This window comes from Limnohabitans sp. TEGF003, assembly GCF_055395455.1.
In genome coordinates this window covers 2,751,219-2,775,451 of sequence record NZ_AP029225.1, presented here as the reverse complement: position 1 = coordinate 2,775,451, position 24,233 = coordinate 2,751,219, and the positions used below count along the sequence as shown (strand labels likewise).

The 24,233-nt window shown below is 59.9% G+C and carries 12 protein-coding genes, 4 tRNA genes and 4 rRNA genes; 9 read left to right on the top strand and 11 right to left on the bottom strand.

What is annotated here, in order from left to right; all coding sequences use genetic code 11:
• Window positions 1-9: 9 nt before the first annotated feature.
• The 3 genes from priA to ACZ5RT_RS13110 form a co-directional block, all read right to left on the bottom strand.
• Complete coding sequence (priA, locus tag ACZ5RT_RS13120) at window positions 10-2,127, bottom strand: replication restart helicase PriA (RefSeq protein ID WP_464452761.1); 2,118 nt, start codon at window positions 2,125-2,127, stop codon at window positions 10-12.
• A 395-nt stretch (window positions 2,128-2,522) separates the two neighbouring features.
• Complete coding sequence (gene hemE, locus ACZ5RT_RS13115) at window positions 2,523-3,635, bottom strand: uroporphyrinogen decarboxylase (protein ID WP_464452760.1); 1,113 nt, start codon at window positions 3,633-3,635, stop codon at window positions 2,523-2,525.
• Between the two features lie 194 nt (window positions 3,636-3,829).
• Window positions 3,830-6,082, bottom strand: a complete 2,253-nt coding sequence (locus ACZ5RT_RS13110) for a protein-disulfide reductase DsbD family protein (protein WP_464454220.1) — start codon at window positions 6,080-6,082, stop codon at window positions 3,830-3,832.
• A 164-nt stretch (window positions 6,083-6,246) separates the two neighbouring features.
• Here ACZ5RT_RS13110 and ACZ5RT_RS13105 point away from each other — a divergent pair, with 164 nt between their 5' ends.
• On the top strand, window positions 6,247-7,086 hold the full coding sequence (locus ACZ5RT_RS13105; protein WP_464452759.1) for a creatininase family protein: 840 nt from the start codon (window positions 6,247-6,249) through the stop codon (window positions 7,084-7,086).
• Between the two features lie 13 nt (window positions 7,087-7,099).
• Here ACZ5RT_RS13105 and ACZ5RT_RS13100 read toward each other — a convergent pair whose 3' ends face one another.
• The 8 genes from ACZ5RT_RS13100 to ACZ5RT_RS13065 form a co-directional block, all read right to left on the bottom strand.
• Window positions 7,100-8,263 carry a hypothetical protein gene (locus ACZ5RT_RS13100; RefSeq protein WP_291927481.1) on the bottom strand — a complete coding sequence of 388 codons (1,164 nt, stop codon included), beginning with the start codon at window positions 8,261-8,263 and terminating at the stop codon, window positions 7,100-7,102.
• An 84-nt stretch (window positions 8,264-8,347) separates the two neighbouring features.
• Window positions 8,348-9,022: a histidine phosphatase family protein gene (locus ACZ5RT_RS13095; protein WP_464452758.1), complete on the bottom strand. Its 675-nt coding sequence runs from the start codon at window positions 9,020-9,022 to the stop codon at window positions 8,348-8,350.
• Between the two features lie 88 nt (window positions 9,023-9,110).
• Entirely contained in the window at window positions 9,111-10,079 is a 969-nt protein-coding gene (locus ACZ5RT_RS13090) for a threonine dehydratase (protein WP_464452757.1), read from the bottom strand.
• A 34-nt stretch (window positions 10,080-10,113) separates the two neighbouring features.
• Window positions 10,114-11,037, bottom strand: a complete 924-nt coding sequence (locus tag ACZ5RT_RS13085) for a PhzF family phenazine biosynthesis protein (RefSeq protein WP_464452756.1) — start codon at window positions 11,035-11,037, stop codon at window positions 10,114-10,116.
• Window positions 11,038-11,057: 20 nt separating this feature from the next.
• The gene (locus tag ACZ5RT_RS13080; RefSeq protein ID WP_464452755.1) at window positions 11,058-12,242 is read right to left on the bottom strand and encodes an aminotransferase-like domain-containing protein; all 1,185 of its coding nucleotides are present in this window, start codon (window positions 12,240-12,242) and stop codon (window positions 11,058-11,060) included.
• Window positions 12,239-13,189: a DMT family transporter gene (locus ACZ5RT_RS13075; protein WP_464452754.1), complete on the bottom strand. Its 951-nt coding sequence runs from the start codon at window positions 13,187-13,189 to the stop codon at window positions 12,239-12,241. Before ACZ5RT_RS13075 ends, ACZ5RT_RS13080 begins: the two co-directional genes overlap by 4 nt.
• 48 nt (window positions 13,190-13,237) lie before the next feature.
• Window positions 13,238-13,855 carry a LysE family translocator gene (locus ACZ5RT_RS13070; RefSeq protein ID WP_464452753.1) on the bottom strand — a complete coding sequence of 206 codons (618 nt, stop codon included), beginning with the start codon at window positions 13,853-13,855 and terminating at the stop codon, window positions 13,238-13,240.
• Window positions 13,856-13,918: 63 nt separating this feature from the next.
• A complete protein-coding gene (locus ACZ5RT_RS13065) occupies window positions 13,919-15,826 on the bottom strand; it encodes an ATP-binding cassette domain-containing protein (RefSeq protein ID WP_464452752.1) in 1,908 nt (635 codons plus the stop codon).
• 452 nt (window positions 15,827-16,278) lie between these two features.
• Between ACZ5RT_RS13065 and ACZ5RT_RS13060 the strand changes: the two genes are divergently transcribed.
• From ACZ5RT_RS13060 to ACZ5RT_RS13025, 8 genes are all read left to right on the top strand, one after another.
• Window positions 16,279-17,809, top strand: a 16S ribosomal RNA gene (locus ACZ5RT_RS13060).
• Window positions 17,810-17,907: 98 nt separating this feature from the next.
• Window positions 17,908-17,984: transfer RNA gene (locus ACZ5RT_RS13055), tRNA-Ile, on the top strand.
• A gap of 46 nt (window positions 17,985-18,030) precedes the next feature.
• Window positions 18,031-18,106, top strand: a tRNA-Ala gene (locus tag ACZ5RT_RS13050).
• Window positions 18,107-18,542: 436 nt separating this feature from the next.
• Window positions 18,543-21,419: ribosomal RNA gene (locus ACZ5RT_RS13045) — 23S ribosomal RNA — on the top strand.
• 161 nt (window positions 21,420-21,580) lie between these two features.
• Window positions 21,581-21,693 (top strand): 5S ribosomal RNA (gene rrf / locus ACZ5RT_RS13040).
• Between the two features lie 328 nt (window positions 21,694-22,021).
• Window positions 22,022-23,552 (top strand): 16S ribosomal RNA (locus ACZ5RT_RS13035).
• Together the 16S, 23S and 5S rRNA genes with 4 tRNA genes alongside form the textbook arrangement of a ribosomal RNA operon.
• A 98-nt stretch (window positions 23,553-23,650) precedes the next feature.
• Window positions 23,651-23,727, top strand: a tRNA-Ile gene (locus ACZ5RT_RS13030).
• Window positions 23,728-23,773: 46 nt separating this feature from the next.
• Window positions 23,774-23,849 (top strand) — tRNA-Ala (locus ACZ5RT_RS13025).
• The last annotated feature ends 384 nt before the right edge of the window (window positions 23,850-24,233 follow it).

Here is a 24,233-nt window from a genome sequence, read left to right as displayed (position 1 = left end):
CAGCCCATGTCAGATCGCTTGCGGGTCCACGTCCACCAGCCAGCGGATCACACCCTTGTGTTCGGGCTGGCTGCGCACCTGGTGCAGCACGCCGTGCAGGTGCCACAGCATTTTTTGCAGCGCCATGCGGTTGGGGCTCTCCAGCAGCATTTGGGCGCGCTCCACATCGGCCACACGCTGCATGCTCATCGGCACAGCCGGGTAGACGCTGACCTGCAAGACCAAGTCTGCGGTGGCCGGGTCTGCGCTCAGTTGCGCCTCCAGTGTTTCGCGGGCGGCGTTCAGCAGGGCTTGGGCGGCTTCCTGGGTGCGGGCGTCGGCGCGCAGCAGGGCCTGGTGGCTGATGGGCGGCAGGTCGGCGGCGGTGCGCTCGGCCAACTCGCTGGCGGCAAAGGCCGGGTAGTCGTGTTTTTTCAGGGCTTCAAACAGCGGGTGCGTGGGGTGAAAGGTCTGCACCCACATCTCGCTGGTGGCGCTTTGCGCGGCGTCTCGCCCGGCGCGACCTGCGGCCTGCATGAGCAGCGCAAACAGCCGCTCTGGCGCGCGAAAGTCGCTTGAAAACAGCGCCGTGTCCGGGTTCACGGCGGCCACCAGCGTGATGCGCCTGAAGTCGTGTCCCTTGGCGATCATTTGCGTGCCCACCAGCACATCCACTTCGCCCGAATGCACCTGCGCCAGCTGGCTTTCCAGCGCGCCTTTGAGGCGGGTGCTGTCGGCGTCGATGCGGGCGATGCGCACGGGCGAGCCGTCGGGGCGCAACACATGCGTGAGCAATTCGCCCAGGTGTTCTTCGAGTTGTTCGGTGCCCCGGCCAATCGGCGCGATGTCGGCGTTGCCGCACTCGGGGCAGGCGCGGGGCACGCGCTCGGTCAGGCCGCAGTGGTGGCAGCGCAGGGTGCGGTCAATCTTGTGAAACACCCGGAATGCGCTGCAGTGCTTGCATGCGCTTTTCCAGCCGCAGTCGGCGCAGTGCAGCACCGGGGCATAGCCGCGGCGGTTGAGCAGCAGCATGCATTGCTCACCGCGCTCCACCCGCTCCTGGATGGCGGCCACCAAAGGCGCTGACAGCACCGTGCGGCGGGGTTGTTTGTTCATGTCGACCCGGCGCACTTTGGGCAGCAGGCCGGTACCAATGCCTGCACCGATTCGAGATGGCATCAGCAGCCGCTGGTATCGCCCGCCGGGGTCGCCCTCGGTGGCCGGGCGGCTGTGGTGCCAGCTCTCGAGTGATGGCGTTGCCGAGGCCAGCAGCACCGTGGCGTTTTGCAGGCGTCCCCGGTACACGGCCAGGTCGCGGGCCGAATAGCGTGCGCCTTCTTGCTGCTTGTAGCTGGGGTCGTGTTCTTCGTCGACCACGATGAGTTTCAGGTGCGGCATGGACGCAAAAATCGCCATGCGCGTGCCCAGCACGATGCGGGCGTGGCCCGCGTGCGCAGCCAGCCAGGCTTTGAGGCGCTGGGCGGGCGTCATGCCGCTGTGCATGGCCACCACCGCTTCGGTGCCAAAACGGGCTTGTACCCGTTCTTCCAGCTGGGGCGTGAGGTTGATCTCGGGCACCATGAGCAGGGCCTGGGCCTGCGGGTCGGTGGCCAGCATGCGCTCCACCGCTTGCAAATACACCTCGGTCTTGCCGCTGCCGGTGCTGCCAAACAGCAAAAACGGGCCTGTGCCTTTGGCCATCTGTTCCAGCACGGCGCTTTGCTCGGTTGAGAGGGCCGGGCCGGGGGTGGTTTGCACGGCGCGGTTGGTGTTTTGTTTTTTGAGGCGGCGTGCCAGTTGTTCGCTGGTCAGGTCGCGCAGCTGGGGCGGCAGGGCCGACAGGGCCACCTCGCCCAGCGAGCGCTGGTAATACTGGGCCGAGAACTGCACCAATTGCCGCCACGCCTCATCGAGCGGGGCCAGGCCTTCGAGCACGCTCAACACATCGCGCACGGCCGAGGCGGGCATGTCGGCGGGCGCGGCATCGCGCACGGCCCACACCACACCCAGCACCTCGCGTTGGCCCAAAGGCACGCGCACCAGCTGACCGGGCTGCAGCCCAAAGGGGCTGCGGTAGCTCAGCAGACCCCCCACCTGGCTGTGGGCCGGGGTCTGGACGGCAACGTCGATCCAGTGGTGGGTGCTCACATTGTTCTCAGTGTTTTGGATGAAATTGCCAGAATTGGAAGTTAGCTGATTTCTTGAAACAAGATGTAAGTCATTGATTTTTCAGTACTTTGAAGGCGATCCAAAAAAACTGTGGATAACTTTGTTGAAAACCTGGTCGGGATGCGCTGGAAGCCTTGAAAATCAAGCCTTCCAACAAATTGCACATCCAATGTGCAAGATAAAAAACCCAATAAAATCAATGACTTGCGAAGTGGGTGATATACCCGATTTGCTGCTGCGCAGCAAACAAGAGGTCTTGACGCCAAGGTTTACTTTTGTGCATAAGTCAAGCGTTTGAAGCCATTTATTTTGCAAAAAAAGGGCTTGAATCGCTGTTTTTTATGCTAACGGCTCAACCTTGGCGCGTCCCCTGCTCAGTTTTGGCGCAATGTTCGCGAATGGCTGTGCACCGCCTCGACCAGCGCCGTCACATGCTCGGGCGGGGTGTACTGGCTGATGCCGTGGCCCAGGTTGAAGATGTGCGTGGGGCCGGTGGTGGTTTTGTCCGTGTGCGGCGTGCCAAAGCTGTCGAGCACCCGGTGCACCTCGGTCGCGATCTGCGCGGGCGGCGCAAACAGGATGTTCGGGTCGATGTTGCCTTGCAGCGCCTTGCCGGGGCCGCCCACTGGGCCGCCCACCAGAGCACGTGCGCGGCCCAGGTTCATCGTCCAGTCCAGGCCCAGCACGTCGCAGTTCAAACTTGCCATCTCGGGCAGCCACAGGCCGCCGCCCTTGGTGAAGACGATGCTGGGAATGCGCTGGCCGTTGTGCTCGGTCTTCAATTGCGAGAGCACGCGGGCGGTGTAGGCCAGGCTGAACTGCTGGAAAGCCCCATCGGCCAGCACGCCGCCCCAGCTGTCAAACACCATCACCGCTTGGGCGCCCGCTTCGATCTGGGTGTTCAGGTACAGGGCTACGGCGTCGGCGTTGATGGCCAGGATGCGGTGCATCAGGTCCGGGCGGCTGTACATCAGGGTCTTCACATGGCGGTAGTCGTCAGACCCCGCGCCCTCGACCATGTAGCAAGCCAGCGTCCAGGGGCTGCCGGAAAAGCCGATCAGCGGCACGCGGCCGTTCAGCGCATTGCGGATCGATGTCACGGCATCGAACACATAGCGCAGCTTGTTCATGTCGGGCACGGCGAGTTCTGCCACGGCGGCTTCGTCGCGCACGTTCTTGGCAAAGCGCGGACCTTCGCCCTGGGCGAAAGACAGGCCCAGGCCCATGGCGTCAGGCACGGTGAGGATGTCGCTGAAGAGAATGGAGGCATCCAGCGGGTAACGGTCCAGCGGCTGCAGGGTGACCTCGGTGGCGTAGTCGACGTTGGTGGCCAGGCCCATGAAGCTGCCGGCCTTGGCGCGGGTGGCGCAGTACTCGGGCAGGTAGCGCCCGGCCTGGCGCATGAGCCAGACGGGGGTGTGGTCGGTGGCCTGGCGCAGGCAAGCGCGCAGGAAGGTGTCGTTTTGAAGGGGGGCGAAAGAGCTCATGCCCTTATTGTGGCAGGCCCAAGCGGGGCTCATTCGCGCGCAGGGGCCAGCGCTCACATGAGTGGGCAAGCCGCTTGGGTTGGTGTGTGGGCTGTTTCTTGGTGGGAGGCCGCCCCCGCGGCCGAATGCTGGCAAGGCCACGCCAGACATTCACGATCAGGGGCAAGCGCCCAAATGACGCACGTCAGGTCAGCTCAACGCGCAGCAAGCCCCTGCAAGGCGGTTTGGATTTCCGCCACGCTGGGCAGCTCGGACAAGAGCACGGGCGCACGGCCGGGGGCGTACAGCGCATAGACCGGCACACCGCTGCGGCCCAGTTCGGTGAGGGCCTGCGTGATGGCCGGGTCGCGGCGCGTCCAGTCGGCGCGCATCAGCACCACCTGTTTGGCCGCAAAGTCGGCCAACACGCGTTCATCGGCCAGCGTGGTTTTTTTGTTGTACTGGCAGGTCACGCACCAGGCGGCGGTGAAGTCCACAAACACCGGGCGGCCAGTGGCCAGTTGGATTTGCATGTCTGTGGGGGACCAGGCCTGCCAGGTGGCTGCGCCAGGTGCTGCATTGGCGCTGCTGGCCGATGGGGTGGACGGTGCTTCGCGCAAAGCCAAAGGCAGCCAGCTGCTGCCCAGCCACAGCAAGGCGGCCAGGGCCAAGCCACTCAAAACCCAACGCGTGCGGCCGCTCAAGCTCAGAGCCCAAACCAGCCAAGCCACCGTGAGCAGCAAGGCCAGCAAGCCGCTGGCACCGTCGATGCCGGTTTGTTGCCCCAGCACCCACAGCAACCAGATGACGGTGGCGAACATCGGGAACGCCATGGCCTGACGGAAAGTCACCATCCAGGGCCCGGGGCGCGGCAGGGCGCGGGCGATGCCCGGCCACCAGCTGGCTGCCAGATACGGCAGGGCCATGCCCACCCCCATGGCGGCAAACACGCTGAGCGCTTGCCAAACGGGCAACGCGATCGCCAGGCCCAACGACGCGCCCATGAAGGGCGCGGTGCACGGTGAGGCCACGGCCACGGCCAGCACGCCCGACAAACCGGCGTTCACCGTCGGGTGGCGGCTTTGCAATGAGGCCAGGCTGCTGGGCAGCATCTGCCCGAACTCGAAAACACCCGCCAGGTTCAGGCCCAGCAGGGTGAACAAGAGCGCCAAACCGGCCACCACAGGCGGCGACTGCAGCTGAAAGCCCCAGCCCAGTTGCTCGCCCGCAGCCCGCAAGGCGAGCATCAGGCCGCCCAGCAGCACGAAGGAAATGACCACCCCCGCCGTGTAGGCCATGCCGGCAGCGCGGTGTGGGGTCTGCGAGGTGTGGCCTTGAGCAAAACCCAGCACCTTGATGGCCAGCACCGGAAACACGCAGGGCATGAGGTTGAGCAGCAAGCCGCCGACCAGCGCGCCCAGGATGGCCAGCGCCAGGCCCAAGGGGGTGGTGGAGGCGGCCGCTGGCTTTTGTGTGGCGCGGGCGTTCTCGGTCAGCGCCTTGGCCAAGGCGGGCGAAATTTCGGCGGGCGCAGCTGTTGTCAGCGCGGGCCAGGTGCCTTGCACGGGGGTGTCGATGTCAAAAGCAGGCGCTTTGGGCGCCGACTCGGGCCCGGCTGCGATCACCCAGCGCATCGACGTGGGGCTGTCTCCGCGCTCTGGCGACACCGGAATTTGGGCACGCCAGACCGCGCCTTGCCAGCTTTGCGTCCAGTCCTTGCCTTGTACGGCTGCGTTGTGCACCACGCTGGCCGTGACCGGGAAGGCGCTGAGCGTCTGGCCACGCCAGCTGGCAGGCAGGCCGTGCACGCGCAAGCTCAGTTGCTGGCCGTCGTCCGACAGCTGGGTTTGTCCCCCGGTGATCCAGCTGCCGCCTTGCTGCAGTTGAGGCAGGGCCTGGGGGCTGAGTTTTTGGCTGGCTTCAAACAAAGCCGCGTGCGCCTTTTGTGGCGCGGCAGAGGCCAGGTTCAGGGTGAAGCGCCCTTCTTGCGGGATGCATTCCTGGCGGCACACCAACCACTCGGCTTGCAATTGGATCGGCAAACCACCCGTGGCCGGGAACTGGAATCCGGCTGCCACCGTGACCGGTACGGCCAGCAAGAGGCGGCCCTCGTAACCGTAGTTGGCCAAGGTGCCAATCGGGATTTTTTTGGGCAGGGGCCAGGCGATGTCCCCCGCCTGCAAGCCTGCGGGCAGCTGCCATTGCAGCCGGGTGGGCAAGCCCGAGTCGCCCGGGTTTTGCCAATAGGTGTGCCAATGCGGCTGGTGCTCGATCTGCAGGCCCAGCCAGAAGGTTTGTCCCGCCTGGATGCCCTGGGGGGCATGCGCCAGCAATTCGGCCCGCACCTGCTCGGTGCTGACCACAGGGCTGGCGCTGGCCAACAAAGCGGCGGTGCCAGGCGTGCTGACGGTGGCCTTGGATGAAAAAAGGGCACCCGTCTGCGCCAGGCTGGGCACGCAGGCCGCCATGAAGGCGAGCCAGACCAGCCAGGCGAGCTGGCGCCCAAGCGAGGCCAAACCACGGTCAAACACGGAAACTTTCACACCCATCCTTCTTTTTTGCGCCAAACCCTGGGGGCTTGGTCTTGTGCGAGAGGCACTGTACACGCCCCGGCTCCATTAAGATGCCTGCCATGCAAAACCCTTCGCGTTTTTGGGCCGACTGGACCACCACCGATTTTCAGGCCTTGGCAACGGGCCGTGCCATGGATCGCGTGATCGCCGTCCTGCCCGTGGCCGCCACCGAGCAACATGGCCCACACCTGCCGCTCTCGGTGGACACCGATCTGGTCAATGGCGTGGTGGCCGCTTGTTTGCCCCATTTGCCGGCCGATTTGCCTGCTTTGTTCTTGCCCACCCAAACGGTGGGCCTGAGCCCCGAGCATGCCCGTTTTGCCGGCACCTTGACGCTCAAGGCCGAGACCGTGATCCGCTTGTGGACCGACATGGGCGAGTCGGTCGCGGCCAGTGGCGTGAAGAAACTGGTCTTGCTCAACGCGCACGGCGGGCAGGTCAGCGTGATGGACATCGTGGCACGGGACCTGCGGGCCCGGCTGGGCATGCTGGTCTACAGCGTGAGCTGGTTCAATCTGCCGCTGCGCGATGCGCAAGGTGGGGACGTGAATGCGCTGTTCTCCCCCGAAGAACACCGCTTTGGCGTGCATGCGGGGGACACCGAAACCTCGATGATGCTGGCGCTGCGGCCCGGTGCGGTGCGCATGGACCTGGCACAGAATTTCCGGTCCACCTCGCAAGACCGCGCCGAGCGCTTTGAGATCCTGGGCAACGGCAAAAGCGCCAAGCTGGGCTGGCAGATGCAGGACTACAACCGCCAGGGCGCGGCGGGCAACGCGGCGGCGGCCACGGCGGAAAAAGGCCAGGCCTTGCTGGACGCCTCCGGGCGGGCGCTGGCGCAGCTGCTCGGTGAGATCGACCGGCTGCCGCCGGACACCTTGCGCGATCAGGTCGGCTGATCGGCGCTGTTTTTCACAGCCGGGGCAGCACCAGTTCGCAGTGGTCGCGGCTCACGCTGCGTGGGTACTCTCGGGTCGTGTCGATGCAGCCGCCTTCGGCGTAAACGCCTTTGGGGTCGCGCATGCGCAGCATGCGCTCCAGAACCTGCGAGCGGGCTTCAGGGTTGGCTTGGGTTTGCGCGACCAAGGCCTCGACCACCGTCTCGTCCATCTGCAAGTCCCCTTGGGCGTCGGCGTACACGCCATCTTTCCAGTGGAAGATTTCGATGGCTTTGGACTCCAGGGTGTAAGGCGTGTCGCGCTTCCAGAAGTTGCTGAACAAGCCGCCGCCCATGTAAAGAACCCAGGAGCCTTCGTAGCCGGTGACGTCTGAAGAGCGTTCGTCGGGGTTGCGAAACCACAAACGGTCGCCCGGCACATAAAAGCGGGCTGGCAATGGGGCCTCCATGCTGCCGTACTCGATCAGGTAGACATCATGGAACTGACCCGATCGCACTGCGTGGACTTCATTGAGGCGTTGCAACTGGGCCAGCAGTTCGGGGTTGCCGGTTTGGAGCTCTTGCGCGATGCCCAGCAAGATCACGTATTCGGTCGCCCGGTAGCAAGAAAAATCGTAGAGCTTGCCCGTGGCATCGGGTTGGGTGGCCGCGATCAGGGCGTCGACCAAGCAGCGACCGGGTTGCAGGATGAAACCCGCGTCGTCCCCACCGTCTTGCCAAAATGCCTGAGGCCGCTCGGCCGCATCGGTTTTGAAAGCCAAGGCGGTTTTCCGGGCGTCCAAAGCCATGTTGCGCCGCACCCGGATGTGCGAGGTGAGCGAGGCCAGGCTGGCGAATTGAAAACGGTGCGGGGAGCCCAGCAGGGCCACCCATATTTCACGCTCCAGCGCCCAGGCTTCGTCGGTTTGGGGGGTATGGCCCAATTTTTCTTGCAAGGCCAAAGTGTCGTGGCCGGGCATGCACTGCGCTCTGAAGTCGGGGCGCAGATTGCAAATCAGTGCGACGCGGTCGCCGTTCAGGGGCAAGACCAAGGTCTGAACAGCGCAAGCCAGTGCCCATTCGTCCAGCAAATGGACCAACTCGCGTGTCAGCCGGTCAGCGTCCTCGGCTTGGGTTGTGGTGAGTTGGATGCCACCCTCTTGCGATTGGAGGGTCAACCAAGCGGTTGAACTGTTCATGGCCCGATTTTGCCTGCTAAGCGAAGGGTTATTGCTTAGGGAATCTACCGGTGAGCCGCATCTTGTGCATGGTTGAATTTTGCTTCAGGCGAAGGTGATCCAGCTTTGGTGCTCGTCGCTGTCCAGATGCGGCAAGGTGTTGTAAGTCAGCAGCATGTGGCGCTTGGGGTTGAACACGAATTCGGTCAGCGCCGTGTTGCGGATGCGCAGGTTCAGCTCGATGGTGGTTTCGGGCGGGGTGCCCAGCACGCGGCCTACGGCGGTCGAGATGGGGCCGCCGCTCGAGACAATCATCACGTCTCCGGTGTGTGACTGCCGCACATGGTCGAGCGCCGCCTCAATGCCGCCCACAAAGTCGGCATAGCTGGGCATGCCCTGCGGCTGGGTGCGTCCGGCCATCCAGGCATGCAGGGCATCGCGCAGCAGCCTGAAATGGTGGCGGTACAGCTCGGGCGTGTCGGGCTTGGCCAGCGGCTCGGGGTGGATGGACTCGATCAGCGCGTGGCTGTCGTATTCGTTCAGGCCGGGCCAAACCGATGGCGTGTGCGTCAAGCCCGCGCCTTCGGCAATGCCTTCCCAGGTTTGGCGGTGGCGCTTCAGGCTGCCCATGAGCACCGCTTCGAGCGGTTTGTCTTGCAGCTTGGGGCGCAAATACTCGCCCAGGCGCACCGCCTGCTGGCGGCCTAAGGCGCTGAGTTGATCGTAGTCGTCGGCCCCGAACGAGGCTTGTCCGTGGCGGACCAGATAAAGAGTTCCCATGACGGGGGATTCTGTCCGGGCAGGTCTGCAGGCTTTGTCCCAAGAGCGACGGCCATCGTTTGGCGTCGTTGTCGGACGTCTGCCGGGCTCAGAGGTGTTTTTTCAACACGTCGCAAAAAAGGGCGGTGTCCACATTCCCGCCGCACAGGGTGGTGCCGACCTGCAGGCCTTGCAGCTGCTCCCGGTCTGCCCACGCGGCGGCAAAGCTGGCGGCACCCGCGCCTTCGGCCAGGTTGTGGGTGTCGGTGTACAGGTCGCGCATGGCCTGCGCGACCTGGGTGTCGCTGACTGGCACCACACGGTCCAATCCCGCTTGCAGGATGGCCAGCGCTTGCGGGTCGGCGCGGCGCACGGCCATGCCATCGGCCAGCACGGTGCTGACCGGGGCTTCCACCACGCAACCCGCCGCCATCGAGTCGGCGTAGGTGGTGGCGTGGGCACTCACGACACCGACCACCTTGACGGCGTGCCCCAAGGCCTGTTTGGCCGCCAAGGCGGCGCAGGCGCCGGAGCCCAGTCCAATTGGCACATACAGCACGTCGAGGGTCGGGACGGCCCGCAAAAACTCGACCCATGCGGTCGCCACGCCCAGCACCAGTGCCGGGTGGTAGCTGGGCACCATGTGGGCCCCGCGTTCTGCAGCGAGCGCTTGGGCGTGTTCGCGGGCGTTCTGGAAGTCGTCACCGTGCTCCACCAAACGCGCGCCCAAGGCCTGCATGGCGGTGTTTTTCTCGCTGGAGTTTCCGCGTGGGACCACGATGGTGCACGCGACACCGTGCCGCGCTGCGGCATAGGCAATGCTTTGGCCGTGGTTGCCCCGGGTGGCGCTGATGACCTCTTGGGGCAAACGCTGGGTGCTGCGCAAGTGGTCGAAATATGTCAAGCCTCCCCGGACCTTGAACGCGCCCACGGGTGTGTGGTTTTCGTGCTTGACCCAGCAGTCGGTGCCCAGACGTTGACTGAGCGTGGCCCAGCGGTATTGCGGCGTCGGGCCAAAGGCCGCGTAAACGGTTTGGGCGGCGGCTTCGATCTGTGAAAGCGTGGGCAGGTCGGTCATGGTCTTTCCGGGGTCAAGCGCGGTCAAGCGCAAATCAAAGTGTGACGTGGCCTTGAACGCAGCCCACCACATGGCCGCCCACCCAGACTTGGCCGCTTTCGTCTTGCGACAAAAACACCTGTCCGGCGCGGCCCAGCGCTGTGCCCTGGCGGGCGCTGTATTGCGCGGGCATGTGGCCCTCGGCCATCAACCATTGGGCCAGCGATGCGTTCAAGCTGCCGGTGACCGGGTCTTCGGCGATGCCCACCGGGGCGGCAAAGGCCCGCACTTCCAGATCGGTGGGGTCGTTGGCGATGCGGGTGGACGGCGCAAAGGCGCGGGCCTCGCGGTTGGCGCGGCGGATCAGGCCGCTGGGATTCGTCTCACGTTTGGCCGCCACGCCGACCTTGGTGTTCAGGCGTTTGAGCGCCGCGTGGTCCGGCGCCAGCGCGAGCAGGGTGTCCACCGAGTCGATCAACAGGCCCAGCCAGTGCGGGCCGTTGTTCAGGTCTTGCGCGGCCAGCACCTCGTCGGCGTGGAGGCCCAAAGCCGCCAGCACTTCGGCCAGCAGCGCTGGCGCTGGGGTCTGGCGCTGCAAGGGGGGCGCGGCAAAAGCCCAGCGGCCATCGACCGATTTCAGGCTGACCAGACCGACGCCACATTCCTGCACCAGTTGGCCGCTTTGCCGCGGCTGGCCGCCTGCGCTCAGCCATGCGTGGGCCGTGCCCAGCGTCGGGTGACCCGCAAACGGCAGCTCAGCGCCGGGCGTGAAGATGCGCACCCGGTAGTCGGCACCGCCCGCAGCCCCTTCGGGCGTGGGCGGCAGCACAAAAGTGGTTTCGCTCAGCTGCGTCCAGCGGGCAAAGGCCTGCATCTGCGCATCGCTCAGACCCTCGCCGTCCAGCACCACGGCGAGCGGGTTGCCCAGAAAGGCCGTGTCAGTGAAGACGTCGACTTGTTGGAAGGCGCGGGTTTTCATGGCAAGGTCCTGCGTGATGTTCAGAGCGATTCGCGGATGGCGGCCGCCAGCGCGGCCATGCCGGTGTTGATCTGGTCGACGGTGGCGGTCACAAACGACAGGCGCAGCGTGCTTTCGTTGGCGTCCTGCGCATAGAAGGCAAAGCCCGGCACAAAGGCCACGCCTTTGGCCACGGCTTTTTCCAGCAGGGGCACGGCTTTGAGGCCCTTAGGCAGTTGCACCCACAGGAACATGCCGCCCACCGGGCGGTTCCAGGTCAGGCCCAGCCCGGCCATTTCGCGGTCGAGCGCGGCCAGCATGGCTTCACACTGCTGTTTGTACAAGGCGCGGATGGTGGGCACATGGCGCTCGATGAAGCCGTCTTTCAGCACTTCGGCCACCACCCGCTGGTTGAAGCTGGGCGTGTGCAGGTCGGCCGCTTGCTTGGCTTGCAGCAGCTTGGGGTAGAGCGTTTTGGGGGCGACCAAATAACCCAAGCGCAGGCCGGGGGCCAGGATTTTGGAGAAAGAGCCGAGGTACACGCTGCCCTCGGGGTGGCGCGAGCTCAGCGATGGCGCGGGCGGCGCGTCAAACCAGAGGTCGCCGTAGGGGTTGTCTTCGATGATCGGCAAGCCAGACTCGACAGCCACTTGCGCCACGGCGGCGCGGCGCGCTTCGGTCATGGTGCGGCCGGTGGGGTTCTGGAAGTTGGGCAGCAAATACACAAAGCGGGCCTTGTCAGCCCCATTGCCCACTTTGGCCCGCAGGTCGTCGGCATCCACGCCGTGGTCGTCGCTGTTCACTCCGACGGCCACTGGCTCCATCGGGGTGAAGGCCTGCAGCGCGCCCAGGTAGGTGGGGGTCTCCACCAAAATGCGGCTGCCTGCGTCGATCAGGATCTTGGCCACCAGGTCCAGGCCTTGCTGGCTGCCGGTGGTGATCAGCACCTGGTCGGGGCTGACGTTCATGCCTTGCTTGAGCAGGTCTTGCGCCACCCATTCGCGCAGCGGCGCATAGCCTTCGCTGGCGGCGTACTGCAAGGCTGCTTTGCCGTCGTCTCTCAGCACCCGCTCGCTGGCTTCGCGCATGGCGTCGATCGGGAAGGTCTGGGGCGAGGGCAGGCCGCCCGCAAAGCTGATGATGCCGGGCTTCTCGGTCACTTTCAGGATCTCGCGGATCACCGAGGGGTTCATTTTGTCGGCGCGTTGGGCCAGCTTCCAGTTCATGTTGTTTCCTTCAGAGGTTGTTGGGGAGGCCGGGGACCGGCCGTGCGCCGCCCCATGAAGACCGTGAGCACCACCAGCAGGGCAAAGCCCAGCGTCATCGCATCCAGGGATTCTCCCAGCAATGGCACGGCGGTCAGGATGGTGATGAACGGTTGCAGCAGTTGCAGCTGGCTCACGCGCAGGGGGCCACCCAGCGACAGGCCGCGAAACCAGGCAAAAAAGCCCGCCCACATGGAGAACACGCCGACATACATCAGGGCCCACCACGAAGCGGGCGCTACCGCGTTCTCGGGCCAGGTCAGCCAGGCGCCGGGCAGGGTGATGGGCAAGGCCATGACGCACACCCAGCTGATGACTTTTTCAGCGCCCAGGCTGGCCGTGACTTTGGCCCCGGCCACATAGCCCAGCGACGCGGCCGCCACCGCGCCCAGCAGCAGGGTATCGGCCCAGGTCAGGCCAAAGCCCTGCGCCACACCATTGGCCATTTGTGCTGCGCGAAGCAGGCTGTAGACCGCGACCAGGCCGCTGCCCAAAGCGGCAAACACCCAAAACCCCAGGCGGGCGCGTTGGTGCATGAGCCAGGCGGCGGCTGCGGCCGTAGCCAGCGGGAGCAAGGCGGTGATGACGGCCGCATGGCTGGCCGTGACGTGGCGCAGCGCCCAGCCCAGCAAAAGCGGGTAGCCGATCACGTTGCCCGCCAGCGACAAGTACAAGGGGCCGCGTTGCGCAGCCGAGGGCCAAGGCGCACGCACGGCCAAGAGGTAGATGGCCGACAGCACCCCCGCCAGCGCGGCCCGTGCCCAGGTCACAAACCAGGGTGACAACTGGGGCGCGTCTGCCGTCCCGGTGGCCAGGCGCGTCATGGGTAGGGTCAATGCAAAGATGATCACGCCCAGCAACCCGAGCCAAAGCCCCAGGTTCTCGCGGTGTTGGTGGGTGCTGTCCATGCGGTGATCGGGCGCGAGCGTGCTGCTGTGCGGTTGCTGCGTTTGCTGTCAACCTGCGCTTTGGCGCAAGCCGTTCAAAATCCACAAGGCCGTGGCCACCAGCGCCACCGACATGCAGCGGTTGAACATCAGCAAGCGGCGGCCGTGCGCCAGCCAGTGCCGCAGCATCGAGCCCGCCACCGCGTAGGTCAGGTTGCTGAAAAAACCGTAGGCCACCATGATGGGCAGCAGCACCAGCGTGCGGGCCGTGGCGTCTTCGCGCCCGGCCACCCAGCCCGCCACGATCGCGAGCGCCAGCATCCAGGCCTTGATGTTGAGGAACTGCAGGCCCACGCCTTGCACAAAGCCCACCTGCAGTTTGGCGCTGTCGGCCTGCTGCAAACTGCCGCTTTGCCACAAGCGCGATGCCAGCCACAGCAAATAACCCGTGCCCAGCGTCACGATGCCCCAGCGCAAAGGCGGAAAAGCCACCACCAAACCGCCCAAACCCGTGGCACACAGCACGAACAAAATGCCCCAGCCCAACGGTACCGCGCAGACAAAACGCATGGCACGGCGCAGACCGTGGTTGGCGGCCATGGCGGTCGACAAGGTGGTGTTGGGTCCGGGGGTGAAACTGCTCACGGTGGCGAGCACCAGCAGGGCGCTGAGTTCTGAAGGGGTCATGGCTTTGAATGTAGAGCCAAAAGGCAACAAGTCAGGTCGCCATTTGGACTCCCAAGCGTGCCTTCAGCGGGCCGACAGCACTTCCCAACGTTCCATGGCCGCCAACAGCACCTCGTCAATCTCGGCATCGCGCTTGAACAGTTGCTGTGCCAAGCCCGGGTCACGCTGGTAAATGCTGCCGTCCGCCAGTTGTGCGCGGGCCTCCGCCTGCTCTTTTTCCAGCGCTTCGATTTTGGCGGGCAACTCGGCCAGTTCGCGTTGTTCTTTGTAACTGAGTTTGCTGCGGGCAGCTGCTGCGGGTGGGGCGGCCGTTGTGACGGGGGTGGCGGCAGCCACGGGCGTCGAGCCACTGCGTTGCGCGGCCTGCGCCCGAATGGCCTGTGCGCGTTGCGATTGCACCAGCCAGTCTTGCACCGAGCCTTCATATTCGCGCCACAGGCCCGGTTGGTCCGGGGCGCTTTCGCAGGCGATGATGCCGGTGACCACGTTGTCCATGAAGGCGCGGTCGTGGCTGACCAGGAACACGGTGCCTTCGTAGGTTTGCAGCAGCTCTTCCAGCAATTCCAGGGTTTCGATGTCCAGGTCGTTGGTGGGTTCGTCCAGCACCAGCACGTTGGCCGGGCGCGCAAACAGGCGTGCCAGCAGCAAGCGGTTGCGCTCGCCCCCGGACAAGGAGCGTACGGGCGATGTGCCGCGTGCGGGCGAGAACAAAAAATCGCCCAGGTAGCTCTTGACGTGCTGGCGCTTGTTGCCGATCTCGATCCATTCGCTGCCGGGGCTGATGAAGTCTTCCAGCGTGGCGTCCAGGTCCAGCGCATCGCGCATCTGGTCAAAGTAGGCCACTTCCAGCTTGGTGCCACGGCGCACTTCGCCGCTGTCGGCTTCGAGTTCGCCCAAAATCAGTTTGAGCAGCGTGGTCTTGCCCGCGCCGTTGGGGCCCAGCAGGCCGATCTTGTCGCCGCGCAGCAAGGTGCCGGTGAACTTGTGGATGATGGTGCGCACCGTGCCATCGGGCTGGATGAAACTCTTGCTCACGTCCGTCAACTCGGCCACCAGTTTGCCGCTGGGCACACCCGAGGCGACTTCCATTTTCACGTTGCCCACTTTTTCACGGCGGGCGGCGCGTTCACTGCGCAGGTTTTGCAGTCGGGTGATGCGGCTTTGGCTGCGGGTGCGGCGTGCTTCCACTCCTTTGCGAATCCAGATTTCTTCCTGGGCCAGCAGTTTGTCGGCTTTGGCCTGGATCACGGCTTCTTGGGCGAGTTGCTCTTCTTTTTGGATTTGGTAGGCGGCATAGTTGCCCGGATAAGGGCGCAACTTGCCCCGGTCCAGCTCGACGATGCGCGTGGCGATGCGGTCCAAGAAGGCTCGGTCATGGGTGATGGCGATCACGCTGCCCTTGAAGTCAATCAGCAGATCCTCCAGCCAGGTGATGGCATTCAGGTCCAGGTGGTTGGTGGGCTCGTCTAACAAGAGCACATCAGGACGGGTCACCAAGGCCTGCGCCAGAGCCACGCGCTTGCGCATGCCCCCCGACAGCGATTGCACAACGGCGTTGGGGTCCAGCTTCAGGCGTTGCAGGGTTTCGTCCAGGCGTTGTTCCCAGCCCCATCCGTCACGTGACTCGATCAGCCCCTGCAGGGTGTCCAGATCCCCCCTGCTGTGCGTGTAATCGTCGATCCATTGCATCACCTCGGCCAATCCCTCGCGAACCGACTCAAAAATGGTGTGCTCGGGGACCAGAACAGGTTCTTGTGCGACGTAGGCGATGCGAACACCCTGTTGCACGTGCAGCGTGCCGTCATCCGGGCGTTCCATGCCCGCCAAGATTTTGAGCAGGGACGATTTGCCCGTGCCGTTGCGACCAATCAAGCCGATGCGCTCCGATGTCTCCAGGGAGAAGTCTGCGTGATCGAGGAGTGCAACATGGCCAAAAGCCAGAGAAGCGTTCAAGAGTGTGAGTAAAGCCATGGGCCCATTATCCGGGCGGTGCTTGCAAAAAATGCCCAGCGGCACCAAAAAACTCACCACAGACGAAAAAGCTGTGTCATAATCGAGGGCTTCGCTGCACACAACTGATGCCTTCAAAAGAAGAGCAGCAAGCGCAGCGAAGAGGTTGATGAGGTAATCTGGTCAAGCGCCAGAAAATTTTCAAAAACTTGACGCAGCGCCAAAAACTGTGTCATAATTCAAGGCTTCGCTGATCGCGGCGAGGCAAGAAAAGTGGCTCTAAGCTGCTTGGGTTCTTTAAAAATATACAGCCGATAAGCGTGGGCGTTTGATGGTGATTGCCAAGTTCTTCGGAACTTAGCTTTAATTAGCTAACAAACGCTCATGAAGTAAAAAAGATGTGGATATCAGAGATGATGTCCGCGTTGATTCCAATTTATGAGTTGCTCGAAAGAGCGAAAAAAATCAAGATCGAACTATAGAGTTTGATCCTGGCTCAGATTGAACGCTGGCGGAATGCTTTACACATGCAAGTCGAACGGTAGAGGGGGCAACCCCTCGAGAGTGGCGAACGGGTGAGTAATATATCGGAACGTGCCCAGTCGTGGGGGATAACGTAGCGAAAGTTACGCTAATACCGCATACGATCTACGGATGAAAGCGGGGGACCGTAAGGCCTCGCGCGATTGGAGCGGCCGATATCAGATTAGGTAGTTGGTGGGGTAAAGGCTCACCAAGCCAACGATCTGTAGCTGGTCTGAGAGGACGACCAGCCACACTGGAACTGAGACACGGTCCAGACTCCTACGGGAGGCAGCAGTGGGGAATTTTGGACAATGGACGCAAGTCTGATCCAGCCATTCCGCGTGCAGGATGAAGGCCCTCGGGTTGTAAACTGCTTTTGTACGGAACGAAAAGGTTTCCATTAATACTGGGAGCTCATGACGGTACCGTAAGAATAAGCACCGGCTAACTACGTGCCAGCAGCCGCGGTAATACGTAGGGTGCAAGCGTTAATCGGAATTACTGGGCGTAAAGCGTGCGCAGGCGGTTATGTAAGACAGAGGTGAAATCCCCGGGCTCAACCTGGGAACTGCCTTTGTGACTGCATAGCTAGAGTACGGTAGAGGGGGATGGAATTCCGCGTGTAGCAGTGAAATGCGTAGATATGCGGAGGAACACCGATGGCGAAGGCAATCCCCTGGACCTGTACTGACGCTCATGCACGAAAGCGTGGGGAGCAAACAGGATTAGATACCCTGGTAGTCCACGCCCTAAACGATGTCAACTGGTTGTTGGGTCTTCACTGACTCAGTAACGAAGCTAACGCGTGAAGTTGACCGCCTGGGGAGTACGGCCGCAAGGTTGAAACTCAAAGGAATTGACGGGGACCCGCACAAGCGGTGGATGATGTGGTTTAATTCGATGCAACGCGAAAAACCTTACCCACCTTTGACATGTACGGAAGTCGCTAGAGATAGCTTCGTGCTCGAAAGAGAACCGTAACACAGGTGCTGCATGGCTGTCGTCAGCTCGTGTCGTGAGATGTTGGGTTAAGTCCCGCAACGAGCGCAACCCTTGTCATTAGTTGCTACATTCAGTTGGGCACTCTAATGAGACTGCCGGTGACAAACCGGAGGAAGGTGGGGATGACGTCAAGTCCTCATGGCCCTTATAGGTGGGGCTACACACGTCATACAATGGCTGGTACAAAGGGTTGCCAACCCGCGAGGGGGAGCTAATCCCATAAAACCAGTCGTAGTCCGGATCGCAGTCTGCAACTCGACTGCGTGAAGTCGGAATCGCTAGTAATCGTGGATCAGAATGTCACGGTGAATACGTTCCCGGGTCTTGTACACACCGCCCGTCACACCATGGGAGCGGGTCTCGCCAGAAGTAGTTAGCCTAACCGCAAGGAGGGCGATTACCACGGCGGGGTTCGTGACTGGGGTGAAGTCGTAACAAGGTAGCCGTATCGGAAGGTGCGGCTGGATCACCTCCTTTCTGGAAACTGCAATCTAAATTGAACGCTCACACTTATCGGTTGTTGGAAGGTTGTCGCTGACGGCTTGGGCTTTGCTTGGGTTATTGGTGACCGGCTTGGGTCTGTAGCTCAGTTGGTTAGAGCACTGTGTTGATAACGCAGGGGTCGTTGGTTCGAGACCAACCAGACCCACCAATCCTTCTGAGGACAAGCGCTGTAAGGCGCAAGAGGGTAAGACACCGGGGGATTAGCTCAGCTGGGAGAGCACCTGCTTTGCAAGCAGGGGGTCGTCGGTTCGATCCCGTCATCCTCCACCATCACTTATCGAATGTCTGGGGTCTGTATGGATCTCGCAGATTGTTCATTCAAAACAAAAGCTGCTTTGCAAGAAGTTTGTAAAGGCTGTTTTTGTGTTGATTGATATTGATCGATTGACAAGTGTCGCAAGACACACGGCTGTTCTTTAAAAATTCATAGAGTCGAATCAGAGTTGCCAGGGGAAACCGCACATTCGTAAAGGTTTAGTGCGGACCGTGCCCCTGGTGACAATTTTTTGATTGCGTCAAAACGAATATTCAACGGTGCCGAAAGGCAGTTGAGATTCAGTAATGACGAATTGTTCTTTTAATGTTGGATAGAAATATCCGGTGTTGAAGGAATATTCACATTACGGCATAACGCGTCAGGTGAAAGACCTGACAGACAGTCCTTGAAATAACGATGGGTTCTCGATAAGAGAGTTCAAAGTTATAGGGTCAAGTGACTAAGAGCATGTGGTGGATGCCTTGGCAATGATAGGCGACGAAAGACGTGAAAGCCTGCGATAAGCTTCGGGGAGCTGGCAAATAAGCTTTGATCCGGAGATTTCTGAATGGGGAAACCCACCCTTCGGGGTATCGCATGATGAATACATAGTCATGCGAGGCGAACCGGGTGAACTGAAACATCTCAGTAGCTCGAGGAAAAGACATCAACCGAGATTCCGAAAGTAGTGGCGAGCGAAATCGGAAGAGCCTGTTAGTGATAGCGCAATTGTTAGCAAAGCGGCATGGAAAGGCCGACCATAGAGGGTGATAGTCCCGTATGCGAAAACAAATGTGTGGTACTGAGCTAACGACAAGTAGGGCGGGACACGAGAAATCCTGTCTGAATATGGGGGGACCATCCTCCAAGGCTAAATACTCATCATTGACCGATAGTGAACAAGTACCGTGAGGGAAAGGCGAAAAGAACCCCGGGAGGGGAGTGAAATAGATCCTGAAACCGCATGCTTACAAAAAGTAGGAGCCCGCAAGGGTGACTGCGTACCTTTTGTATAATGGGTCAGCGACTTACATTCAGTGGCAAGGTTAACCGAATAGGGAAGCCGTAGAGAAATCGAGTCCGAATAGGGCGATCAGTCGCTGGGTGTAGACCCGAAACCAAGTGATCTATCCATGGGCAGGATGAAGGTGCCGTAACAGGTACTGGAGGTCCGAACCGACTAATGTTGCAAAATTAGCGGATGACCTGTGGATAGGGGTGAAAGGCTAAACAAACTTGGAAATAGCTGGTTCTCTCCGAAAACTATTTAGGTAGTGCCTCAAGTATTACCTGCGGGGGTAGAGCACTGTTTTGGCTAGGGGGTCATGGCGACTTACCAAACCAAGGCAAACTCCGAATACCGCAGAGTACAGCTTGGGAGACAGAGCACCGGGTGCTAACGTCCGGACTCAAGAGGGAAACAACCCAGACCGCCAGCTAAGGTCCCTAAAATTGGCTAAGTGGGAAACGAAGTGGGAAGGCTAAAACAGTCAGGATGTTGGCTTAGAAGCAGCCATCATTTAAAGAAAGCGTAATAGCTCACTGATCGAGTCGTCCTGCGCGGAAGATGTAACGGGGCTAAGCCAGTTACCGAAGCTGCGGATTTGCAATTTATTGCAAGTGGTAGGAGAGCGTTCTGTAGGCCTGTGAAGGTGTGTTGTAAAGCATGCTGGAGGTATCAGAAGTGCGAATGCTGACATGAGTAGCGTTAAAGGGGGTGAAAAGCCCCCTCGCCGTAAGCGCAAGGTTTTCTACGCAACGTTCATCGGCGTAGAGTGAGTCGGCCCCTAAGGCGAGGCAGAGATGCGTAGCTGATGGGAAACAGGTCAATATTCCTGTACCGATGACAAGTGCGATGTGGGGACGGAGAAGGTTAGCTCAGCCAACTGTTGGATATGTTGGTTCAAGCCTGTAGTCGTGCTCGGTAGGCAAATCCGCCGGGCTTAGATGAGGGGTGATAACGAGGGTGCTTGCACCTGAAGTGAGTGATACCCTGCTTCCAGGAAAAGCCACTAAGCTTCAGCTTGTCATTGACCGTACCGCAAACCGACACTGGTGCGCGAGATGAGTATTCTAAGGCGCTTGAGAGAACTCAGGAGAAGGAACTCGGCAAATTGATACCGTAACTTCGGGAGAAGGTATGCCCCAAGTAGGTGAACTCGAACAGAGGGAGCCCAACGGGGTTGCAAAAAATCGGTGGCTGCGACTGTTTAATAAAAACACAGCACTCTGCAAACACGAAAGTGGACGTATAGGGTGTGACGCCTGCCCGGTGCTGGAAGATTAAATGATGGGGTGCAAGCTCTTGATTGAAGTCCCAGTAAACGGCGGCCGTAACTATAACGGTCCTAAGGTAGCGAAATTCCTTGTCGGGTAAGTTCCGACCTGCACGAATGGCGTAACGATGGCCACACTGTCTCCTCCTGAGACTCAGCGAAGTTGAAATGTTTGTGATGATGCAATCTCCCCGCGGAAAGACGGAAAGACCCCATGAACCTTTACTGTAGCTTTGTATTGGACTTTGAACAGATCTGTGTAGGATAGGTGGGAGGCTTTGAAGTGAGGACGCTAGTTCTCATGGAGCCGACGTTGAAATACCACCCTGGTGTGTTTGAGGTTCTAACCTAGGTCCATTATCTGGATCGGGGACAGTGCATGGTAGGCAGTTTGACTGGGGCGGTCTCCTCCCAAAGCGTAACGGAGGAGTTCGAAGGTACGCTAGTTACGGTCGGACATCGTGATAATAGTGCAATGGCATAAGCGTGCTTAACTGCGAGACTGACAAGTCGAGCAGATACGAAAGTAGGACATAGTGATCCGGTGGTTCTGTATGGAAGGGCCATCGCTCAACGGATAAAAGGTACTCTGGGGATAACAGGCTGATACCGCCCAAGAGTTCATATCGACGGCGGTGTTTGGCACCTCGATGTCGGCTCATCTCATCCTGGGGCTGTAGCCGGTCCCAAGGGTATGGCTGTTCGCCATTTAAAGAGGTACGTGAGCTGGGTTTAAAACGTCGTGAGACAGTTTGGTCCCTATCTTCCGTGGGCGCTGCAGATTTGAGGAAGCCTGCTCCTAGTACGAGAGGACCGGAGTGGACACACCTCTGGTGTATCGGTTGTCACGCCAGTGGCATTGCCGAGTAGCTAAGTGTGGAAGAGATAACCGCTGAAAGCATCTAAGCGGGAAACTCGTTTCAAGATGAGATCTGCCGGGGCCTTGAGCCCCCTAAAGAGTCGTTCAAGACCAGGACGTTGATAGGTCGGGTGTGGAAGCGCAGTAATGCGTTAAGCTAACCGATACTAATTGCTCGTGCGGCTTGACCCTATAACTTTGATCACACATCGAAGGGTGTGCATTGGTCAAGGCTGTTATGCCAAGTTGACGCATTCAAAAAAGGCTGAAAGGCCGGGCTGAAAAGTCCAAATCTGATTCGAAACTCTATGAATTCGTTGTCTTGACTGATATCAAGATGACAACAAGTTATGCCTGATGACCATAGCAAGTTGGTCCCACTCCTTCCCATCTCGAACAGGACAGTGAAACGACTTAGCGCCGATGATAGTGCGGATTCCCGTGTGAAAGTAGGACATCGTCAGGCTTCTAACAGCCCAAAACGCCTCACCGTTCGGTGGGGCGTTTTCTTTAGAAGACATTCAAATTCTTCTAAAGAAAGCGCAAAAGCGTGATACAATGGAAGGCTTCGCTGATCGCGGCGAGGCAAGAAAAGTGGCTCTAAGCTGCTTGGGTTCTTTAAAAATATACAGCCGATAAGCGTGGGCGTTTGATGGTGATTGCCAAGTTCTTCGGAACTTAGCTTTAATTAGCTAACAAACGCTCATGAAGTAAAAAAGATGTGGATATCAGAGATGATGTCCGCGTTGATTCCAATTTATGAGTTGCTCGAAAGAGCGAAAAAAATCAAGATCGAACTATAGAGTTTGATCCTGGCTCAGATTGAACGCTGGCGGAATGCTTTACACATGCAAGTCGAACGGTAGAGGGGGCAACCCCTCGAGAGTGGCGAACGGGTGAGTAATATATCGGAACGTGCCCAGTCGTGGGGGATAACGTAGCGAAAGTTACGCTAATACCGCATACGATCTACGGATGAAAGCGGGGGACCGTAAGGCCTCGCGCGATTGGAGCGGCCGATATCAGATTAGGTAGTTGGTGGGGTAAAGGCTCACCAAGCCAACGATCTGTAGCTGGTCTGAGAGGACGACCAGCCACACTGGAACTGAGACACGGTCCAGACTCCTACGGGAGGCAGCAGTGGGGAATTTTGGACAATGGACGCAAGTCTGATCCAGCCATTCCGCGTGCAGGATGAAGGCCCTCGGGTTGTAAACTGCTTTTGTACGGAACGAAAAGGTTTCCATTAATACTGGGAGCTCATGACGGTACCGTAAGAATAAGCACCGGCTAACTACGTGCCAGCAGCCGCGGTAATACGTAGGGTGCAAGCGTTAATCGGAATTACTGGGCGTAAAGCGTGCGCAGGCGGTTATGTAAGACAGAGGTGAAATCCCCGGGCTCAACCTGGGAACTGCCTTTGTGACTGCATAGCTAGAGTACGGTAGAGGGGGATGGAATTCCGCGTGTAGCAGTGAAATGCGTAGATATGCGGAGGAACACCGATGGCGAAGGCAATCCCCTGGACCTGTACTGACGCTCATGCACGAAAGCGTGGGGAGCAAACAGGATTAGATACCCTGGTAGTCCACGCCCTAAACGATGTCAACTGGTTGTTGGGTCTTCACTGACTCAGTAACGAAGCTAACGCGTGAAGTTGACCGCCTGGGGAGTACGGCCGCAAGGTTGAAACTCAAAGGAATTGACGGGGACCCGCACAAGCGGTGGATGATGTGGTTTAATTCGATGCAACGCGAAAAACCTTACCCACCTTTGACATGTACGGAAGTCGCTAGAGATAGCTTCGTGCTCGAAAGAGAACCGTAACACAGGTGCTGCATGGCTGTCGTCAGCTCGTGTCGTGAGATGTTGGGTTAAGTCCCGCAACGAGCGCAACCCTTGTCATTAGTTGCTACATTCAGTTGGGCACTCTAATGAGACTGCCGGTGACAAACCGGAGGAAGGTGGGGATGACGTCAAGTCCTCATGGCCCTTATAGGTGGGGCTACACACGTCATACAATGGCTGGTACAAAGGGTTGCCAACCCGCGAGGGGGAGCTAATCCCATAAAACCAGTCGTAGTCCGGATCGCAGTCTGCAACTCGACTGCGTGAAGTCGGAATCGCTAGTAATCGTGGATCAGAATGTCACGGTGAATACGTTCCCGGGTCTTGTACACACCGCCCGTCACACCATGGGAGCGGGTCTCGCCAGAAGTAGTTAGCCTAACCGCAAGGAGGGCGATTACCACGGCGGGGTTCGTGACTGGGGTGAAGTCGTAACAAGGTAGCCGTATCGGAAGGTGCGGCTGGATCACCTCCTTTCTGGAAACTGCAATCTAAATTGAACGCTCACACTTATCGGTTGTTGGAAGGTTGTCGCTGACGGCTTGGGCTTTGCTTGGGTTATTGGTGACCGGCTTGGGTCTGTAGCTCAGTTGGTTAGAGCACTGTGTTGATAACGCAGGGGTCGTTGGTTCGAGACCAACCAGACCCACCAATCCTTCTGAGGACAAGCGCTGTAAGGCGCAAGAGGGTAAGACACCGGGGGATTAGCTCAGCTGGGAGAGCACCTGCTTTGCAAGCAGGGGGTCGTCGGTTCGATCCCGTCATCCTCCACCATCACTTATCGAATGTCTGGGGTCTGTATGGATCTCGCAGATTGTTCATTCAAAACAAAAGCTGCTTTGCAAGAAGTTTGTAAAGGCTGTTTTTGTGTTGATTGATATTGATCGATTGACAAGTGTCGCAAGACACACGGCTGTTCTTTAAAAATTCATAGAGTCGAATCAGAGTTGCCAGGGGAAACCGCACATTCGTAAAGGTTTAGTGCGGACCGTGCCCCTGGTGACAATTTTTTGATTGCGTCAAAACGAATATTCAACGGTGCCGAAAGGCAGTTGAGATTCAGTAATGACGAATTGTTCTTTTAATGTTGGATAGAAATATCCGGTGTTGAAGGAATATTCACATTACGGCATAACGCGTCAGGTGAAAGACCTGACA